The organism is Bifidobacterium callitrichidarum (assembly GCF_003129905.1).
Taxonomy (GTDB): Bacteria; Actinomycetota; Actinomycetes; order Actinomycetales; family Bifidobacteriaceae; genus Bifidobacterium; species Bifidobacterium callitrichidarum.
The window spans coordinates 1-19,724 of record NZ_QFFM01000001.1 but is presented as its reverse complement, the minus strand read 5'-3'; the positions used below and the strand labels follow the sequence as shown (position 1 = coordinate 19,724).

The following is a 19,724-nucleotide window of genomic DNA, read 5'->3' as shown; positions in this document are numbered from 1 at the left end:
AGGCGGAAGCCGGGGTGCCATCGTGGGCATCGGCGGCGGAATCGGCGGAATGACGCGGAGTTTCGGACGTATACAGCAGCTGGTCTTGGGTACGGTTGTCCGCCGAATCTGGTGTTTGCCGCAGCATGCGGGCAAGGTCGGCGGGCGTAATCATATTCTCCACCATACTCAACCCCGTGTGCAGGTGGGGTAACGGTATGCTGGTAGGGCAGAAAAAACGTGATATGCGGGAGAGTGCCCATTGGATTTCGAAGTGTGGCCCGAGGCCATCGAACTTGGTCGAATGTTCGCCGAGCAAGGCTATGAGCTGGCGCTGGTCGGCGGCCCGGTCAGGGATCTGCTGCTGCACCGGCCCAGCCACGACCTCGACTTCTGCTCGTCCGCCCGACCCGAACAGTTCGAGCCGATCCTGCGCCGCTGGGGCCACGACGGCTTCTGGGACATGGGCCGCAAGTTCGGCACGCTGGGCGCCATGCGACGCCGTCCGGACGGCACCGAAGTCAAGGTGGAGGTGACCACCTACCGTTCGGACACCTATGATCCCGACTCCCGCAAGCCTGAGGTCAATTACGGTGACACGCTTGAGGGCGACCTCTCCCGCCGTGATTTCACAGTGAATGCGATGGCGCTGCGCGTGCCGGAACTGGACTTTGTGGACCCGTTCGGCGGCGCGAGCGACCTGGCCAAGGGCGTGCTGCGTACGCCGGTGGACCCGCGTCAGTCCTTCGATGACGATCCGCTGCGCATGATGCGCGCCGTGCGGTTCGTGGCCCAGCTCGGCTTCCACATCGCGCCGGACGCCGCCGAAGCCATCACCTCCATGCGTGACCGCATCGAGATCGTCTCCGCCGAGCGCGTGCGTGACGAACTGACCAAGCTGCTGCTGTCCGATCGCCCGCGCGCCGGTCTCGAGGCACTTGTGGAGTCCGGACTGGCGGACATCGTTTTCCCCGAGATTCCGGCCTTGCAGCTGCAGATCGACGAACATCACCGCCATAAGGACGTGTTCGAGCACACGATGATTGTGCTGGAACGTGCGATTGCGCTGGAAACCGGCCCGGACGGCCCGGTGCCGGCCCCCGATCTGACGCTGCGTCTGGCGGCCGTGATGCATGACATCGGCAAGCCGAAGACCCGCAGGTTCGAGCCGGGCGGCAAGGTGAGCTTCCACCATCACGACGCGGTGGGCGCCAAGATGACCCGCAAGCGTCTGAAGGCGCTGCGCTTCGACCACCACATCGTGGAGGATGTCTCCGAACTGGTGAACATGCACCTGCGCTTCCATGGCTATGTGGACGAGCCGTGGACCGACTCGGCCGTGCGCCGGTATGTCAAGGACTCCGGCCACCTGTACGAGCGCCTCAACCGTCTCACCCGCGCGGACGCCACCACGCAGAACAAGCGCAAGGCGCAGATCTTCTCCGATGCGATGGATGAGATGGAGGAGCGTGTGCGCGCGTTGAAGGAGAAGGAGGACTTCGACGCAATCCGCCCTGATGTGGACGGCAACGAGATCATGGAGCTGCTGGGGCTGGAGCCCGGTCCCATGGTGGGCAAGGCCTATAAGCACATGCTTGACTACCGTCTCGATAACGGCCCGGTGGAGCATGACGTGGCCGTGGCCGAACTGAAGCGCTGGTATGCCGAGGTGACGGAATAAAAAAGGCATCGGCCTTTGGCCGATGCTGTGTTTCCCGCAGGCTTTCGCCTGCTCTTCTTCTCTCCCCCACCCGGCTGCGCCGGGAGCCCCCTCGTCAGAGGGGGCCAAGATCCTATATGTGTAGAGCCTTGCCTCCCTCTGACGAGGGAGGTGGCATCGCGAAGCGATGACGGAGGGAGAGAAGCAGCCAAAGGCTGCGAAAAAATCTATCGGCCAAAGGCCGATTCCATCACTGCTGCTGGGTCTGCTGAGCCGTGTAGGCGGTGTGGTCGGTGTCGGCCGGCAGGTTGGCCATCTTGTCGGCGGCCTTGCAGCCCTCGATGCTGGTGATCTCCTTGCCTTCCTGCGGCGAGGCGTTCGTATCCTGCAGGTCGGTGAAGGTGGCGCCAAGCACCACATCGATAAGCTGGTCCTCGCGGGCCGTCATGATCATCGTGGCGTCGGTGAAGTTGCCGGCCAGCGTGTACGCTTCGTTCACGGCGTTCTTGCCGAAGTAAATGGTGGTGCGCTCTACGTCCGTCTTGGCCACCATCACCTTGCCCTTCTTGACCTGGTAGTTGCCGATGAACTGCACGCTGAAGCCGCGCTTGGTCAGCGCATTGCCCACTGCGGAGGCGAATCCGAGATGATCGGTGCCGTTGAGCACCTGGATGCCCACGGAGCCGTTGGCCACATACTTGGCCTTGCCGTCCTTGCCCTTGACCGCGCAGGGAGCCGCGTTGCCGTAGTTCGGCTCGGTGGTGGGCGTCACGTATGCGCCCAGTCCGAATACGTGGAAGTTGAACAGCAGCGAGACGACCATGATGACCGCCAGCGCCGCGCCGGTGATGGAGAATACGACGGTCTGACGGTGGCGTACATACGCCTTGCGAGCCTCACGTTCGTCTACCTGTTGCGTCATCGTTCGACTTCCTTCTGGTCCTATGGCTTGTTGCTACCTTAGCGTCACTGGCTGACGCGCACGAGCGGTTTGGCGGGTGCCTTGGCGCGGATGATACGGTCCACCAAGCCGTCCGCACGCCAGGCGTCGATCACGCGCTGTGCGGCCGCGTCACCATCCACGAACGCCACCACCGACGGGCCCGATCCGGACACGAACGCATGCCGTGCGCCCGCCAGCGCCGCGGCGTCGACCGCGCGCCCGCTGCGTGGGTGCAGATTGATCGCGGCGGCCTGGAGATGATTCCGGTCACCCTCGCCGGCACCCACCGCGTCGAACGTGCGATACACCTCGGGCGTGCTCAGCTGCGACTGGTAGGCACCCACCAGCACGTCCCCGGCAAAGCCTTGGGCCGCAAGCTCACGCCACTGCGGGCTGTCCGGCACGATGCCCTCGATGCGTTCGCCGTATCCGGTGCCATGTGCGAACCCACCGGCCACGCAGAATGGCATATCCGCGCCCAATGTGGCGGCGATCGTACGCAGCCGGTCGACGGACCAGTTGAGATCCCACAGTCGATTGACGGCCAGCAGCGTGGCCGCGGCATCCGCCGAACCGCCGCCGAGCCCGGCCCCCACGGGAATGCGCTTGGTGATGGTCAACGCCACATCCGGATCCCGTCCGGCGGCCTCGGCCATGGCGAACAGGGCCAGCACCGCGTGATTGCGGCGCATATCACTGCTGGAGGCGGCCAGATCGCCCAGATGCGTGCCCTCGATATCCAGCGAGAATCCAGCACCCGGATACTTGGCGGTGGCGGTCACCGTGTCATACACGCCCACCGCGCAATACACGGTGTCCAAGGCGTGCCTGCCACCCCACTCGTCATGCGTGGGCCCCACTTCAAGCGTGAGATTCGTTTTGGCCGGGCAGTCGACGCTCACCGTCATCGCGCCGGCCGGCGTCTGCGCCAGTTCGTCCTTGGTGAGATGCTGCGCCTCGCGATGTTGCGTCGCACGCGGACGGGTCAGTACCGGGCTCATCATGCCGCCTCGCCCTGTGCCGTCTGAGAAAGGCCGCTGTTGTACTGGTCCAGTGCCTTGGCCAATGCGGCGAACTCGTCGATGGTCAGGGTCTCGCCGCGTCGCGTGGCATCGATGCCGGCGGCCTCGAACACCTCGGCGGGCACCATATGCTTCAATGCGGCGTGCAGGGTCTTGCGGCGCTGGCCGAACGCGGCGTCGATGAGCTGGAACGTCAGCTCGCGCGGGGCCGCATCCGGGCCGGAACCGGGGGCCGAAGCGTCATCGGCGGCATAGCGGGTGAACTTCACCAGCGCGGAATCCACGTTCGGAGCCGGCCAGAACACATTGCGGCCGATGGTACCCACACGCTCCGCGGTGCCGTACCAGGCGAGCTTCACGCTCGGCGTGCCATAGATCTTGGAGCCGGGCTTGGCGGACAGACGGTCGGCCACCTCCTTCTGCACCATCACCAGGAACGAGCCGAGATTATCGAACCGCTCCAGCAGGGTGAGCAGGATCGGCGTGGCCACGTTGTACGGCAGGTTGGCTACCAGCGTGAACGTGTCGTCATCGTTGAAATCCGGCACATTCTCGGGCGTCACGGTCAGGGCGTCACGATTGACCACGGCGAGCCGCGAGGAAGCCTCGGGCATGAATTCGGCCACGGTGGCCGGCAGGCGCTCGGCCAGCGGTGGGTCGATCTCCACCGCGGTCATCGAGGCGCCGGTTTCCAGGATCGCCAGGGTCAGCGAACCGAGGCCCGGACCCACCTCCATCACATGGTCGTTGGCGGTCACGCCCGCCTCGCGGACGATGCGGCGGACGGTGCCCGGATCGATCACGAAGTTCTGTCCGAACTTCTTGGTGGGGCTTACGCCGGCCTCGGCCGCGATGCGACGGATGTCGGCCGCGCCCAACAGGTGCCCTGCGGGCTGGTTGCCGGCGTCCTGTCCGGTCTGCGCGGTGGTGGTTTCGTTGTTCATGCGTTGTCCCTTGTGCCTTGGTGGTTGCCGTGGTGTCCGGCAATGCTTGGTGTTGGCGTCGTATCCGATGCGATTGGCCGCCGCCGGTTGGTTATTGGCTGGCCGGTCAGTACCAGCCGACGTCTTCGGAATGCTGCCAGGCCACCGACGGACTGCCGTACCGTTCGGCGATGTATGCCAGTCCCCAGTCGATCTGCACGGCGGCATCGTCACGGTAGTTGGCGCCGAACGTGGCCATTTTGTCGGCCGGCAGAGCCTGCGGGATGCCGTACGCGCCGGATGAGGGATTCTCGGCGTACCACAACCAACTCGACTCGCGCGTCCACAGCTTGACCAGGCAATCCCACTCGTTGCCGGTCCAGCCGCGTTGGGCCGCCGCTCCGGACGCATAGGCCTGGGCCTGCGCCGGGGTCGGATGCCAGAGTCGGCCGGAGGAGGAGCCGTTGTCCGGGGACGGCGTGGGCGTCGGATCGGGGGTCGTGTTGTTGCCTCCGCCGTTGCCTGAATCGTCGTCGGCGCTGCCGTTATTGTCGGAGCCGGAATCGTTGCTGGTACCGCCATTGTTGGCATTGCCGTTGTTATCGGTGCCGTTGTTGTCCGTATTACCGCCGGAGTTGTCGCCGGTGCCGTCGCCTCCGCCGGTGTTGCTGTCTCCGTTACCGGAATCGCCGCCGTTGCTGGAGTTGCCGCCGTTGCCGGTGGAACCGCTGCCCTCGCTGCCGGAGCCGGAATCGCCGGACGTCGAGTCATTCGCGGAACCGTTCGCGGACGAACTGCCGCTGCCGTTGGTCGTGTTGGAATTGTTCTTGTTGACGGTGGTGGATGGTCCCACGGCGATGATCTGGTCGACGGCCATCTTGGTGACGGTTTCGGACTTCAGCGTCTCCGATTCGGCCTCGCCGTCCACGTACGTGACGTCATACACCTGCGTCTTCTCGCCGTTGACGCCCTGCTGTCGGACTTCCGTTTGACCGGCGGCCAGCGAGTTGTCCACGATCGTGCGGGTGGAGAACGGAATCGAGACGGTGCGCGTCTCCTCGCCATGGGTCACGCGGCGCACGCGCAGGATGGTCGTGTCACCGTCCTTTTCGACGCTGACGCGATCTTCCTTGCCAAGCACGATGCCCTTGGAATCGAGGATGGAGGCGGCCGGAAGCTTGCCGTTTGGGGCCACTGAGGTTTTGCCGTCCGCGATGACGGTGACCGGGCCCTTCCTGTTGATCACCAGCCCGCCGGTGAGCTGGTTGTAGACGTTGTCGATATCCACCGTGATCTTGGTGGCGTTGGTTTCGTTCTCCTCGAAGAACCCGAGCAATTGTTCGGCGCTGGTGGCCACGGTCCAGAACGGTACGGAGACGCCGTCGATGTTGATGGTGGTCTGGTAGGCGGAACGCACGGTGACCACGGCATGGTCGGCGAGCGTATCGCCCGAGGAGGTCTGCACGATGTCGTGGGTCTTGACGTCGATGCCCTGCTCCTGCAACAGACGGGTGGCGGTCATGGCGTAGGTGGTGACCTGCGTGGTCTCGCCGTTGACGTTCAAGGCCACGGATTTGCGGGCGGTGAAGGCGAACGTGCCGCCCATGGCCAGACTGAGCGATAGAACGCTGGCGATTACGCGGATGCGACGCAGTGCAACAAACCGCTGCGGGGTCCAACGCCGTGCCATGGTTCCCTTTCCGTTGTACGAAGACTTACGCCCACCATCGTAATGGTTGCCCCGGCCGCGCCGCCCGTTGCGCTCCTCACCGTCACCATTCCTGCTCGGTTCCGGAGGAAGAAAAAGAAGAAAGGGGGCGGGAGAGAAGGGGATGTTCCCGCCCCCTTGAAGGCGCGGAGCTGGTTGGGGGACGCTCCGCCCTTAAGTCCAGGAAGCCCATAGTTGGGGGAAGGCTCCTGGATTACTTACCCAAGGCAAGAATTCAGTGCGCCGGAAAATCCGCGCATATCCATGATACGCTTTTTTCCCACGCGACGAGCCTCTTGTCGGGATCGAACCGACGACCTGCCGCTTACAAGGCGGCCGCTCTGGCCATCTGAGCTAAAGAGGCGTGCTACCGAACATCAATCGTTCGGAACAAATGAATAGCATACCAGCAGTCCCCGAATGCGTGGCCGCTGTGTCGCCTATCGCCTTGGCTCCCCTTGTCAGGGGAGCTGGCGGCGAAGCCGACTGAGGGGTAGTCCAATGGGATTCATATCAATCTTGGTTGAACAGAGAACAAAAAAGGGAGCCGCGGACGAACCGCGACTTCCCTTACATGCCCCCGTTGCCCCGCACGGGGGATCGGGCCAATTGCTAAGCCGATTATCAGGCCGTGATGTCGATGGGCTTCTTGCTGGAACCGATCGACGGCATCTTGCCTTCCACGCCCACCTGATTGGAATCCAGGCCGATGGCCTTGAGGAAACCGTCCTTCAGTTCGAGGCCGGCCAAGGAGACGTTCTTGAGGGCCCAGTACTCGCCGTTGATGGTGAGCGTGGGGGAGGAGAAGCTGCCGGACGAGGAAAAGAGCTCCGGACGCTGGATCGTGTAGTTGTTCGAGGCGGTGAGCCAGTCCACGTACTCGTTCTTGCCGCTGAACGCCGCGGCCGCCACGTCCTTGCTGACCCCGGCCTTGACGGCCTGCTCCTCAAGCTTGCTGTTGTCCACCGGCACATAGTTCGTCAGCTCGCCGGGCTGGAAGTCCTCGGCGTAGATGTTGGACAGGTAGTTCATGAGGTGGTTCGGATCGCTGTCGTGCTCGGCGATGTAGATGGCACCGTTGAAGGCGCGGTTGGAGTAGTTGTCCGAGCTCTTGTTGTCCTGGAAGTTCAGGAAGTGCAGTTCCAGATTGAGCTGGCCCGCGTCCATGAGCTTGACGAGCGTGGGGTCGAGCTGCTGGTTCACGGCCGCGCAGCCCGGGCACAGCGGCTCCATATAAATGCCCACGGTGGGAGCGCCGTCCACGGATTTGCCGTAGCCCTTGCTGGAGATGGTGAAGCCGGCCTTGTCGTCGGCGTTCTCGGGCTTGGTCTTCACGGATTGCAGCGTCTTATAGGCTTCGTTCACATCCGAGGCGGTGGCCTGGCTGCTGCTGGAATGCGTGGCCTTGTACACCGCGAATCCGCCGATGGCCACCAGCACCACGATGATGGCCACCACGATGCATCCGATGATGGTCTGCTGCTTGCGCTCCTTGGCTGCGCGCTCAGCCTGGGCCTTCTGGGCCGCCTCCTCTGCCGCACGGCGTTCGGCGCGAGTGACGCGCTTGGCCTGACGCTTTGGATCTGCCATGAATCTCCCCCTGAAAACAGTTCAATGGATGGGCCCCATCATAATGGCCAGGCCTGAGGAAGCGGCCGCGGAGGTCGGCTCTGAGGTGAATTCTGCGTAAAAGTGACGCCTGATCTGTGTCATCCAGATGGCACAGTGCTACAGCAGTGGCGTCCAGTCGATCGGCTGGCTGGATAGCGACAGCGCTCCCATCGCGACGACCGCGATCAGCCAGACGACAATCAAAGCGGCATCCCGTCGCCCGCCCCTGGGAGCGGCGGCGGTATCCGGCAAACCGTTCGATCCTGGCGTGGGGGAGGCGGAAGCCAGCAGCGCTTCACCTGCCGGCGTAATGCCAGCGGCCGCCGCCGATGATGGTCTGCGGATGCCGCGCAGCACGCCGGCTCCGAGCCGGACCATCACGGCCCGCGGCCCGAACGCCGTGACCAGCCAGCCAGCCGCCGTGAACCCGCCCAACACCAGGCCGGTCGGGGACACCGACATGCTGGTGAGTACCGGCAGCGGCAGGGTCCACGGGCCCGCGACCCAATCCACCATCTCCACGGGCAGGTTGAGCAGCACCGCGGCCAGTGTTGTGCCGAGTGCGGCGATGACCGTCATCAGCGCTAGTCGGGGCAGCATAAGCAACAGTCCCTTGAGCAGGTGCCAGGGGAGCGTGGCCGCGCGGATCAGCGAATCGGAGCCCTTGCGCGTACCGCCGCGCCGCCCCTCACGCTCCAATTGCGATTCGGCGTTGTACGCCAACGTGAGCAGCAGCCACAGCACCGCGGCAGCGGTGAACAGGGCAATAACCGGCAGCGCGGAAGCCAGCAACGCCAGCGGAACCGCGATCAGCCACAACGGCAGTGTGCCGCGCGAAAGGTATTCGCCGCGCCGCACGTTCGCAGGATTCGGCTCCGATTGCGCTTGCGTAATGGTCTGCGCGATTGCCTCGGTGGGGGAAGCCTGCGCGGTCTGGTCGATGATGCGCTGCAACGCCGGACGGATGGTGGGGTCGGCGACCGTGGGCTGGGTGTCACTCATCGTGCCGTAAACGGGTTGCGGCTGGCCATAAGTGCCGTACGGCGAACCGTTCGGGCCATATGTCTGCATTTGAACGTCTTGACCGGGCTGTCCAACCTGCCCAACCTGTCCGGTCTGCTCGGCCAGTATGCCTCCGGCCTGCACGGGCGGGAACACGGACGGCATCGGTTGCATCGGCGCAGGGACCGGCGTCACGCCTGCGGGCATCACCGCGGTGCGTTCGGCCAACGGAACCGTCGCCCCCGCTAATGACGTGGTCGCCACGGTCTCCTGCGATTGCAGGAACGCCGGCACATTGCCGGTCGCTCGTGCGGGCTCCCGCGAGAGCGCGGCCATGCCGGCCGTACGCGGTGCGTTCCCGCGGATGTCGGGGGTACCGGAGGCGTCTGCCAGCGGAACCGTCGCGTTGGGAATGGTCCCGCCTCCCGTGGCTGCAGGGAAGACAGTGGTTGCGGGAGCCCCCGCAGACAGCACGGCGGTCGCGGCGTGTGCGTGCGGGGTTGGAGGGGCCGGCGGACCTCCCGCCACGGCTTCGGTACGGATGATGTCGGCGTCGTCCGCGGTCCGCCAGACCGTGCGGGGATTGTCGGGGTCAGCGCCAGCGGTTGCGCCGGAGTCCGAACCAAAAGGGGGCATCGCCTCGGTCCTATCGGCCGTTCCGGCTCCGGCCAGCGCTGCCACCCCGCCCGCAATCGCGCCGGCACCGAACGGTCCGGCCTGCGTGCCCTGCCAGGCGGCGGGATTGAGCGCGTCCAAGGCGATGGCATGCAACAGCTGATCGGGCGTACAACGTTTGCTGCGATCCGGGCTGAGCGCCGCACGGAAGGCCGCCAGCGTGCCGGCCGGCAGCCCGGTAAGGTTCGCATTGCCCGAAGCCGCGCGCTCCAGCACCGCCATCATCGGCTTGACGCCGAACACGGGTGCGCCGGTGGCCGCGAAAGCCAGCACGGACGCCACCGACCACCAGTCGGTCGCCTCGTCCGATTCGGCACCCTCGATGATTTCCGGGGCGATGAATCCGGGCGTGCCCATCACCAGGCCCGTGCGGGTCACGTGGCTTTCGCCCTCGCCCATCGCGATGCCGAAATCGACCAGCACCGGGCCGGAGGCGGAGACCATCACATTGGTGGGCTTGATGTCGCGGTGGACGATGCCGGCCGCATGCACGGCCTTCACAGCCTCGATGAGTTTGCGGGCCAGCCGTTCGAGATCGTCGCCGATGTACCGGCCGTTGACTGCCACGTCATCCTTGAGATTGCGGCCCTCGATGAGCTCGGTGACGATGAACGCCAGCGAATCGTCCAGCTCCATGTCCACGATGCCGCACACACCCGGATGGTTGACCTTCTTCAGGGCCATGGCCTCGCGGCGCAGGCGCTCGCGCGGGGTCACGTCCGGCTTGAGATTGGGGTCCTGCTCGCCGGCCGGACTCGCGCCGGCCACCATCGCGTCGTCCGACTCTTCGGCCAGGGAATCGCGCAGGATCTTCATCGCGTACGTCTGGCCACCGTCGTCCCGCACGCGCCAGACCGAACCCATGGCCCCCGAACCGAGGCGGGATATCAGCGTGTAGCCGCCCACCACTTCGCCCGGTTCAAGATTCAATGCGTTCAGATCGCTCATGGAACTCCATCCTAGCCAGCCGGGCTGTCCGGCGCCGATGCGCAGATTATGCGCCCGAAATGACAGGATGGGGGTATCGCCTTACCCGGCAAGCGCGAATCTGCGAACCTAGGGTCATCGGCATCAAGGATGTGCCGTCGGCCCCAAAGGAGAGCCGAACGGACGCATCCGGCGGCCAGCGTGGCTAGGGCAGTGCCACCGGGCCGCCGTTCGGATTCGATAACGATATCGGATTCGGGCAGGCATGCCGCGCAAAGGTAAGAATCAAGGAGGAGACCCCATGCTGCAGATCAACATGGCCGACGTATTGAACGTCATCGGTTCGCTGACGCCGTATCTCATCGCCATCGGCGTGCTGCTGGTGCTGGCCATCATCATCACGTTCGCCGTCAACAGGAAGACGGTGAAGGCCGTGGCCAACCGCAAGCTCATTCATTCCGAGTCCTGGCTGGTGGCGCTCGTCGGCATCGTCGTGGCCGTGTCCATGATGCTGTCCGGCCCGCTGTCCACGCTGCTCAACAACGCGACCATCACCAAGTACCAGCTGTCCGATTCGACCGTGGCCGCCGCGAACAAGCTAGCCAAGGAAGTGCAGACCGAAGCCGTCACCATGCTGAAGAACGACGACTCCAACCTGCCGCTGTCCTCCAAGAAGGTCAACGTGTTCGGCTGGGGCTCCACCAACCCCGTCTACGGCGGCACTGGCTCCGGCTCCATGTCCGACCAGTACGAGACCGTCTCCCTGCTCGACGGCATGAAGGAAGCCGGCATCGAGACCAACAGTGAACTGACCAAGCTGTACACCGACTACCGCAAGGATCGTCCGGAAGTGGGCATGTGGGCCCAGGATTGGACGCTGCCCGAAGTGCCGGCCGACCAGTATTCCGACTCCCTGATTTCCGACGCCAAGTCCTTCTCCGACGAGGCCGTCGTGGTGCTCACCCGCGTCGGCGGCGAGGGCGCCGACCTGCCGATGGACATGACCGCCGACGGCATCACCTACACCGACAATTCCAAGGACTACAAGGACTTCCAGAAGGGCCAGAGCTTCCTGCAGCTCTCCCAGACCGAGCGCAACATGCTCGACCTGGTCACCAAGAACTTCAGCAAGGTCACGCTGATCTACAACGGCGCCAACACCTTCCAGTTCGACTTCCTGGCCAACTACCCGCAGATCAAGTCCGTGCTGTGGTGCCCGCCCGCCGGCCAGACCGGCTTCTCCGCCCTCGGCGAGGTGCTCGCCGGCGACGTGAACCCGTCCGGCAAGACCTCCGACACCTTCCTCAAGGACCTCACCAAGTCCGTCTCCTACAACAACTTCGGTAACTTCAATTACGACAACGCCGACGAGTTCGAAGTCTCCTTCAACTCCTTCGCCGGTGCCGTGACCGCCACCCCGAGCTTCGTGAACTACGTGGAGGGCATCTACGTGGGCTACAAGTTCTACGAGACCGCCGACGACGAGGGCCTGATCAAGTACGACGATGTGGTGCAGTACCCGTTCGGCTACGGCCTGTCGTACACGACGTTCGACCAGAAAATGGGCGACGTGACCTACGCCGATGGCAAGATCTCGTTCGACGTGACCGTCACCAACACGGGCGACGTGGCCGGCAAGGACGTGGTCGAGGCCTACTACAACCCGCCGTACACCGACGGCGGCATCGAGAAGGCCTCCGTGAACCTGGTCGCCTTCGAGAAGACCAAGGAACTGAAGCCGGGCGAGTCCGAGACCGTCAAGATCTCCTTCGACGATGACGACATGGCCTCCTACGACTCCAAGAGCGCGAAGGCATACGTGCTGGAGAAGGGCGACTACGAGGTGTCCATCCAGTCCGACTCCCACACCGTGATCGACGAGCAGACCGTGAACGTGCCGGAGACCATCACCTACAACACGGACAGCAACACGCACAACGGCGACAAGACCGCGGCCACCAACCAGTTCGACGACGCGGAAGGCGACGTGACCTACCTGTCCCGTGCGAACCATTTCGCCAACTACAAGGAGGCCACCGCCGCCCCGACCAACTTCTCGATGAGCGACGAGGCCAAGTCCACCTTCTACAACAACGGCAACTACGATCCCACCAAGTTCGACAACGCGGACGACCAGATGCCGACCACCGGCGCCAAGAACGGCGTGCGCCTGGCCGATCTGACCGGCAAGGATTACGACGATCCGCAGTGGGACAAGCTGCTCGACGAGCTCACCTTCGACGACATGGACAACCTGATCGCCAACGCCGGCTACGGCACCCAGGCCGTGACCTCCATCGGCAAGATCCAGGTGACCGACGCCGACGGCCCGGCCTCCCTGAACAACAACTTCACCGGCGTGGGCTCCATCGGCTTCCCGGCCTCCACTTCCTTCGCCTGCACGTGGAACAAGGACCTGGCCAAGCAGTTCGGTGAAATGATTGGCCAGATGGCCCGCGACATGCACGTGGCCGGCTGGTACGCGCCCGCAATGAACATCCACCGCAACGCCTTCTCCGGACGTACCTTCGAGTACTTCTCCGAGGACGGCCTGCTCTCCGGCGTGATGGCCTCCAACCAGATCGCCGGCGCCAAGGAAAAGGGCGTGTACTCCTTCATGAAGCACTTCGCCCTGAACGACCAGGAGACCAACCGAGACCTGATGCTGTGCACCTGGGCCAACGAGCAGGCGATCCGTGAGATCTACCTCAAGCCCTTCGAGATGAGCGTGAAGGAAGGCGGCGCACAGGCTGTGATGAGCGCCTTCAACTACATCGGCAACACCTACGCCGGCGCCTACGCTCCGCTCCAGCAGAACGTGCTGCGCAACGAATGGGGCTTCCACGGCTTCGTCCTGACCGATTACTTCTCCGGCAACGGCTACCAGAACGCCGACCAGCTCGTGCGAGCCGGCAACGACGCGATGCTGGCCACCACCTCCATCACCAACCACATCACGGACAAGTCCGCCACCTCCGTGAAGGCCATGCGCACGGCCGCCCACAACATCCTGTACACCGTGGCCAACGGCTGGCAGTACGAGAACGGTGAGCCCGAGGTCGACACCCCGATGTGGAAGACCGCCATGTACGTGGCCTGGGGCGTGACCGCCGTCCTGGTGATCGCCCTTGAGGTCCTTACCATCATGAAGTTCCTCAAGCGCCGTAAGCAGGCCATTACCGCAGTCGAGGTTCCGACCCCGGCCGTCCAGGCCTGAACCCAGTGCGATACCCGAATAATTGAATGACAAACGGCTCGTCCAATCCAGGGCGAGCCGTTTCGCATATGCGAGACTGGAGAGAGGCCTGAACTTGGGTAGATGGGAAAGGAAGAATCACCGATGATTCGCATTGCCATCGTCGATGACGACGATACCGATGCCGCACGTACCACCGAGATGATCGAACGGTACTATGCCGAGCGGGAAGACGGAACGCGCGGGAAGGCCTACACCATCACCCGATTCACGGACGGCGAGTCCTTCCTGGACGACTACAAGGCCGAATTCGACGCGATGTTCCTCGACGTCGAAATGCCCGGCATCGACGGCCTCGAAACCGCGCACCGACTGCGCGAGATCGACAGCCACGTGGTGCTCGTCTTCACCACCAAAATGGCCCAATACGCGGCCGTCGGCTACGACGTGGACGCCATCGGCTACCTCGTCAAGCCCATTGATTACTTCGGATTCGCGCTGAAGATGCGCAAAGTGGAGGATCTGGTGGCCAAACGCCAAGGCGTCACCATCCCGCTCACCGTGGGCACGGGCACGCAGTTCCTCTCCTCGCACGACGTGCGATATGTGGAGGTGCTCGGCCACGAGGTCATCTATCACACCGAGAAGGTCGCATACAAGGTCTGGTCCAGTCTCAAGGAGGCCGCCGCGCTCTTGGAACCCGTGCACTTCGCCGCTTCCAACCGCTACTGTCTGGTCAACCTCGAATGGGTGCAGGCCGTCAACGGCGACACCGTGGTGGTGGACGGCCAAACCCTGCCTGTCTCCCGCTCCAAACGCAAACCCCTCATGCAGGCCCTCGCCGCGTATTACGGAAGGTGAATGATCATGCTTGCAGACTGGTTCGGATACGGATTGTTCCCACTGCTGCTGATGTGCGGCGCGGCGGTGTTCTCCAAGCAATTGATGTGGCGAAAAACCATCTGGCTGCTGACCTTGCCGGCATACGTGATCGTCGGCGATGCTTTGTATCAGCTGCTTATGGCGGTGTTGTCCCATTTCAATGCCGGTCACATTATCGAAGTGCTGTCGTTGACCGGCTATTACGCGGTATGCGCGGCGTCGCTCATCGCGCTGTTGCGAGAATGCACCAAATCGGCATGGCTGGAATCACTGGTCGTCGTTGCGGCGGGATACACCCTACAGCATATCGCGGTAGGGCTTCTTGCGTCATTGACCCACTCTCCGCTGGGGTCTCATCTGACGTTCCTGGATTCCCAAGCGGCCAGTCTTGCGTTTTTCGCTGGCGTATATCTGGTGGTCTACTTGATTCTGGGCCGCTCGTTCGTCATCGAGTATGCGAAGGTTCGCAGCCGTGTCACCTGGGTTTTGATCAGCGTCGTCGCGCTCGCGTTCGTCATCGTGTTCAACATGGTGATGCTGGACGGACAGTCCGAGCAGGTCATGTTCGTCGGATTCAGCTATGACTCGATAGCTTCCATTCTTCTGCTGGTAATCCTGGTGCTGATCTCCTCAAGCGACCATCTTTACGGCGATCTGGAAGTGATGCGCCAGCAGGCGAGACTGGCCGAACATCATCACGAGCTGGCCAAGGAGAACATCGAACTAATCAATATCCGCTGCCACGATATCCGCAAGTCCATCGCTTCCCTGAGCGGTAGCGGACTCACGGCGGACATGGCCAAAAAGATCGAGAACAATATCCGTATCTACGATTCCATGTTCCGCACCGGTAATGAGTGCCTGGATGTTCTGCTGACGGAAAAGGGACTGTACTGCACCGGCAAGGGCATCACCTTCACCTGCATCGCAGACGGCAGCCGTCTTGGATTCATGGACGACGCGGATGTGTATGCGTTGTTCGGCAACATGCTGGACAACGCCATCGAGAGTGTGGACGCGGTCCTGCAGCCCGAACGGAAGATCATCAACTTCACCCTCACGGCGAAAGGCGGTCTTCTGGTGGCGGAAGAGGAGAACAGCTATGCCCCTGAACGGCAACCTGTCTTCCGCGACGGCCTGCCACGTACAACGAAAGACGATGCTTCCGAACATGGATTCGGCACGCGGTCCATGGCCTGGCAAGTGCGCAAATACCAGGGCGAGATGACCATGAAGGCCGAGGACGGTATCTTCTCCGTCAGCGTGGTGCTTCCCATTCCCGCGTGACAAGGCGCGTGATTTCTCCCATTCATGCGTTCGACTTGACCTCTCGTGCGAGGTGCGCTGTGGCGGCTGGGGCATGCTCATATGCTCAAAATCGTTAACCGGCACAGTGGCCGAACGGCAGGCAACGGAACCTGCGGCGGCTGTTGCGCCCCACGCATAATGAGAGTTAAGGAGACCCGTCATGTTGGATATCAACATGGCCGATGTTGCCGCAGTCATGGGATCGTTGGTTCCGTACCTGGTGGCGGCCGGTGTGATTCTGGTGCTGGCTGTGATCGTCACGTTTGCGGTCAACAAGAAGACCGTCAAGTCCGTGTCCGCGCGCAAGCTCATTCATTCCGAATCCTGGCTGGTGGTGTTGGTGGCCGTGGTGGTCGCCGTCTCGATGATGGTGAGCGGCCCGCTGTCCACCATTCTGAACAATGCTTCGGCCAAGAAGTACACGTTGTCCAGCAGCACCGTCGCCGCTGCGAACAAGCTTGCCAAGGATGTGCAGTCGGAAGCAATCACCCTGCTGCAGAACGATGACGCAAACCTGCCGCTCAAGACCGCGAAGGCGAACGTCTTCGGCTGGGGCTCCACCAATCCCGTGTACGGCGGTACCGGTTCCGGATCGATGTCGGACCAGTACCCGACCGTTTCCCTGCTCGACGGTCTGCATGAGGCGGGCATCAAGACCAACACCGAACTCAGCAAGCTGTACACGGACTATCGCGCCGATCGTCCGGAAGTCGGCATGTTCAACGTCGATTGGACCCTGCCTGAAGTACCCGCCTCCAACTACTCGGACGATCTGATCAAGGACGCAAAGGACTTCTCCGACAACGCCATTGTGGTGATCACCCGAGTCGGCGGCGAGGGAACCGACCTGCCGAAGGATATGAAGGCCGACGGTGTCACCTACCACAACAATTCCAAGGATTATGAGGATTTCCAGAAAGGCGACCACTTCCTGCAGCTGAGCCAGACCGAGAAGAACATGCTCGATCTGGTCACCAAGAACTTCGATAAGGTCACGCTGGTGTACAACGGCGCGAACGCCTTCCAGTTCGACTTCCTCGACTCCTATCCGCAGATCAAGTCCGTCGTCTGGTGTCCGCCCGCCGGCCAGACCGGCTTCTCCGCGCTCGGCGAGGTGCTCAGCGGCAAGCTGAACCCTTCCGGAAAGACGTCGGACACTTTCGTCAAGGACCTGACCGCTACGCCGACCTTCAACAACGTCGGCAACTTCACGTACGACAACGTCGATGAGTTCGCGATGACCAGCTCCTTCTCCGGCGCGGATGTGACGCCGACGTTCGTCAACTACGTCGAAGGCATCTACGTTGGCTACAAGTTCTACGAGACCGCCGCCGAGGAAGGCCTCATCGACTACGCCGCGACCGTGCAATACCCGTTCGGCTATGGCCTGAGCTATACGAAGTTCACGCAGAAGATGGGCGACGTCTCCTACAAGAACGGCAAGATCAGCTTCGACGTGACCGTCACCAATACCGGAGACCAGGCCGGTCGCGATGTGGTGGAGGCATATGTGAATCCGCCGTACACCAATGGCGGCATCGAGAAGGCCTCGGCCAACCTCATGGCGTTCGATAAGACCGATGAACTCAAGCCCGGCGAATCGCAGACCCTGTCCATCGAGTTCGATGACGACGATATGGCATCCTACGATTACCAGAACGCCAAGTCCTGGGTGCTCGAACAGGGCGATTACGAGGTGTCCATCCGCTCCGACTCGCATACCGTGCTTGAGGAACGAACGGTGAACGTACCGAAGACCATCACCTACGATTCCGACTCCAACACCCACGATGGCGACCAGACCGCGGCCACCAACCAGTTCGATGACGCGGCCGGCGACGTGACCTACCTGTCCCGTGCCGATCACTTTGCGAACTACAGCAAGGCGACCGCCGCTCCGGCCAGCCTGTCAATGTCCGACGAAGCGAAGTCCAGGTTCGTCAACAACGGCAATTACAAGGCGACGGATCACAACGACGATTCCGATGAGATGCCGACCACCGGCGCCAAGAACGGTGTGCGCTTGGCTGATCTGACCGGTAAGGATTACGACGACCCCCAGTGGAACAAGTTGTTGGACGAGCTGACCGTCGACGATATGGACAACCTGATCGCCAACGGTGGCTTCGGTAACGCGGCCATCAACTCCATCGGCAAGATCCAGCTGGTCGACGCGGACGGTCCCGCAGCATTGAACAACAACTTCACCGGCATCGGCTCGATTGGCTTCCCTGCCGCCACCGCGTTCGCCTGCACTTGGAACGTCGATCTGGCCCAACGCTTCGGCGAGATGATCGCCCAGATGGCACATGACATGCACATCACCGGCTGGTATGCGCCGGCCGTGAACATTCACCGCAATGCGTTCGCCGGACGTACCTTCGAGTACTTCTCGGAAGACAGCGTGCTCTCCGCCGCTATGGTGTCGTCGGAAGTCGGTGCCGTTCAGAAGCAGGGCGTGTATGCCTTCGTGAAGCACTTCGCCCTGAACGACCAGGAAACCAACCGCACCAACATGCTGTGCACGTGGTCGAATGAACAGGCGATTCGCGAGATCTATCTCAAGCCGTTCGAGGCAGCGGTGAAGGACGGTCACGCCACCGCCATGATGAGCTCGTTCAACTACATCGGCACCACGTATTCGGGCGCGAACGCGCATCTGCTGCAGAACGTGCTGCGCGATGAGTGGGGCTTCCACGGCATGGTGGTTACTGATTACTTCGGCAACTACGACCTGTTCCAGAACGCCGACCAGGAGATCCGCAACGGCAACGACCTCATGCTGGCCACGCTGGATGTGACGAACCACGTGTCCGATCGCTCCGCCACTTCCGTCAAGGCCATGCGCAATGCGGCGCACAATATCCTGTACGCCACGGCCAATAGCTGGATGTATGCGAACGGCGAGCCGGACGTTGATACGCCTCTGTGGCGCGTGGCCATGTATGTGGTCTGGGGTGTGACGGCGGTGCTGTTCGTCGGACTCGAAATCGTCGCCATCCGTCGTTTCCTGGTTCGTCGTAAGCCGGTCGTGACTGTGGAAGCCGGTGAGCTCGATAGGTAGCCGTCCGGCATCCTTGACGCCCGACTCGCCTATTCCTGCCCGCTCTCGCCCCGCCGCTTCCGCTTTCGCTGGCGGTTTGGTGAGAGTGGGGCGGGAAATCGGAGAGGCGGGCATCGCCCAACAATCGTGTGCCGGGTTTTCTTCTCCTAGCCCGGCCACCTGAATAACTGAAAATACCAGCCGAATTCGAACTGGCCATCACTGCCCAACCGATGGCCTGCCCGGATTCGGCTGGTTTTATTGCTCTGTTAAACCAAGATTGACATGCCCCTTATTCTTGGCTCCCCTTGTCAGGACATTGCCGTGAAGCAAACAGCGGAGCTGTTTGTAGGCGATGTGCGAGACGACAGTCGAGCCAACAGAACGCGAATGAAGTTCGTCCTCAATTGCAGGACGAGCTGGCGGCGAAGCCGACTGAGGGGTAGTCCAAGGGAATTCATGTCAATCTTGGTTTAACAGAGCCGTTTTTATCGGTGGGTCGTGAGGTAGAAGGCGCGCGACACGCCGGTACGGATGGATATTCGTTGTTCCCGGCCTCTCGTTTGGTTGTTGTTTTGGTGTTGGTGGTTTGTTTTTGGGTGTTTTCGACACGCCGGTGGAGCCCAGTGTTTGCAATGGTTTTGGTGGTGTTTGTTGGTGGTGGGGTTGCGTTGGTGGCGGGGGTGGTGTAAGTTATTCATTCGCTGCCGCTGAGCGGTTCGGATTCCTTCCATTCCAATGGTTTTCATGGTGTCTGGGCTGGTTTGTGTGTGGTGGTGGTTTGAGAACTCAAGAGCGTGTTTGTACTACTTCTTTATAGTCAATGATTGCCAGTGCGTCCCAAG

At 62.4% G+C, this 19,724-nt stretch carries 11 protein-coding genes and 1 tRNA gene; 5 read left to right on the top strand and 7 right to left on the bottom strand.

Going from position 1 to position 19,724, the window contains the following annotated elements:
- Nucleotides 1-241 precede the first annotated feature (241 nt).
- Nucleotides 242-1,660, top strand: coding sequence for a CCA tRNA nucleotidyltransferase (locus DF196_RS00060; RefSeq protein WP_109055912.1), 1,419 nt, complete (start codon nucleotides 242-244; stop codon nucleotides 1,658-1,660).
- 229 nt (nucleotides 1,661-1,889) lie between these two features.
- On the opposite strand, the gene DF196_RS00055 is transcribed toward DF196_RS00060, so the two are convergent.
- From DF196_RS00055 to DF196_RS00025, 7 genes are all read right to left on the bottom strand, one after another.
- Entirely contained in the window at nucleotides 1,890-2,561 is a 672-nt protein-coding gene (locus tag DF196_RS00055) for a LytR C-terminal domain-containing protein (protein ID WP_109055911.1), read from the bottom strand.
- 44 nt (nucleotides 2,562-2,605) lie between these two features.
- Complete coding sequence (locus DF196_RS00050) at nucleotides 2,606-3,583, bottom strand: 4-(cytidine 5'-diphospho)-2-C-methyl-D-erythritol kinase (protein ID WP_109055910.1); 978 nt, start codon at nucleotides 3,581-3,583, stop codon at nucleotides 2,606-2,608.
- The gene (rsmA, locus tag DF196_RS00045; protein WP_109055909.1) at nucleotides 3,583-4,548 is read right to left on the bottom strand and encodes a 16S rRNA (adenine(1518)-N(6)/adenine(1519)-N(6))-dimethyltransferase RsmA; all 966 of its coding nucleotides are present in this window, start codon (nucleotides 4,546-4,548) and stop codon (nucleotides 3,583-3,585) included. The genes DF196_RS00050 and rsmA overlap by 1 nt, the downstream gene beginning before the upstream one ends.
- A gap of 106 nt (nucleotides 4,549-4,654) precedes the next feature.
- Nucleotides 4,655-6,217, bottom strand: coding sequence for an aggregation-promoting factor C-terminal-like domain-containing protein (locus DF196_RS00040; RefSeq protein ID WP_109055908.1), 1,563 nt, complete (start codon nucleotides 6,215-6,217; stop codon nucleotides 4,655-4,657).
- Nucleotides 6,218-6,525: 308 nt separating this feature from the next.
- Nucleotides 6,526-6,599: transfer RNA gene (locus tag DF196_RS00035), tRNA-Thr, on the bottom strand.
- Between the two features lie 260 nt (nucleotides 6,600-6,859).
- Nucleotides 6,860-7,825, bottom strand: a complete 966-nt coding sequence (locus DF196_RS00030) for a thioredoxin domain-containing protein (RefSeq protein ID WP_109055907.1) — start codon at nucleotides 7,823-7,825, stop codon at nucleotides 6,860-6,862.
- A gap of 138 nt (nucleotides 7,826-7,963) precedes the next feature.
- A complete protein-coding gene (locus tag DF196_RS00025) occupies nucleotides 7,964-10,471 on the bottom strand; it encodes a serine/threonine-protein kinase (RefSeq protein WP_109055906.1) in 2,508 nt (835 codons plus the stop codon).
- A gap of 280 nt (nucleotides 10,472-10,751) precedes the next feature.
- Between DF196_RS00025 and DF196_RS00020 the strand changes: the two genes are divergently transcribed.
- The 4 genes from DF196_RS00020 (at nucleotide 10,752) to DF196_RS00005 (ending at nucleotide 18,900) form a co-directional block, all read left to right on the top strand.
- Nucleotides 10,752-13,667: a glycoside hydrolase family 3 N-terminal domain-containing protein gene (locus DF196_RS00020; protein ID WP_109055905.1), complete on the top strand. Its 2,916-nt coding sequence runs from the start codon at nucleotides 10,752-10,754 to the stop codon at nucleotides 13,665-13,667.
- Between the two features lie 123 nt (nucleotides 13,668-13,790).
- Nucleotides 13,791-14,507, top strand: coding sequence for a LytR/AlgR family response regulator transcription factor (locus tag DF196_RS00015; protein WP_158276215.1), 717 nt, complete (start codon nucleotides 13,791-13,793; stop codon nucleotides 14,505-14,507).
- A 6-nt stretch (nucleotides 14,508-14,513) separates the two neighbouring features.
- Nucleotides 14,514-15,815 (top strand): ATP-binding protein, encoded by a 1,302-nt coding sequence (locus DF196_RS00010; protein ID WP_158276214.1) that lies wholly within the window; start codon nucleotides 14,514-14,516, stop codon nucleotides 15,813-15,815.
- A gap of 181 nt (nucleotides 15,816-15,996) precedes the next feature.
- Complete coding sequence (locus DF196_RS00005) at nucleotides 15,997-18,900, top strand: glycoside hydrolase family 3 N-terminal domain-containing protein (protein ID WP_109055902.1); 2,904 nt, start codon at nucleotides 15,997-15,999, stop codon at nucleotides 18,898-18,900.
- Nucleotides 18,901-19,724: the final 824 nt, after the last annotated feature.

Bases quoted from the DNA above. Each gene is read 5' to 3' on its own strand.
- DF196_RS00055 (WP_109055911.1), bottom strand. From the start codon at position 2,561: ATGACGCAACAGGTAGACGAACGTGAGGCTCGCAAGGCGTATGTACGC.
- DF196_RS00050 (WP_109055910.1), bottom strand. From the start codon at position 3,583: ATGAGCCCGGTACTGACCCGTCCGCGTGCGACGCAACATCGCGAGGCG.
- rsmA (WP_109055909.1), bottom strand. From the start codon at position 4,548: ATGAACAACGAAACCACCACCGCGCAGACCGGACAGGACGCCGGCAAC.
- DF196_RS00040 (WP_109055908.1), bottom strand. From the start codon at position 6,217: ATGGCACGGCGTTGGACCCCGCAGCGGTTTGTTGCACTGCGTCGCATC.
- DF196_RS00030 (WP_109055907.1), bottom strand. From the start codon at position 7,825: ATGGCAGATCCAAAGCGTCAGGCCAAGCGCGTCACTCGCGCCGAACGC.
- DF196_RS00025 (WP_109055906.1), bottom strand. From the start codon at position 10,471: ATGAGCGATCTGAACGCATTGAATCTTGAACCGGGCGAAGTGGTGGGC.
- DF196_RS00020 (WP_109055905.1), top strand. From the start codon at position 10,752: ATGCTGCAGATCAACATGGCCGACGTATTGAACGTCATCGGTTCGCTG.
- DF196_RS00015 (WP_158276215.1), top strand. From the start codon at position 13,791: ATGATTCGCATTGCCATCGTCGATGACGACGATACCGATGCCGCACGT.
- DF196_RS00010 (WP_158276214.1), top strand. From the start codon at position 14,514: ATGCTTGCAGACTGGTTCGGATACGGATTGTTCCCACTGCTGCTGATG.
- DF196_RS00005 (WP_109055902.1), top strand. From the start codon at position 15,997: ATGTTGGATATCAACATGGCCGATGTTGCCGCAGTCATGGGATCGTTG.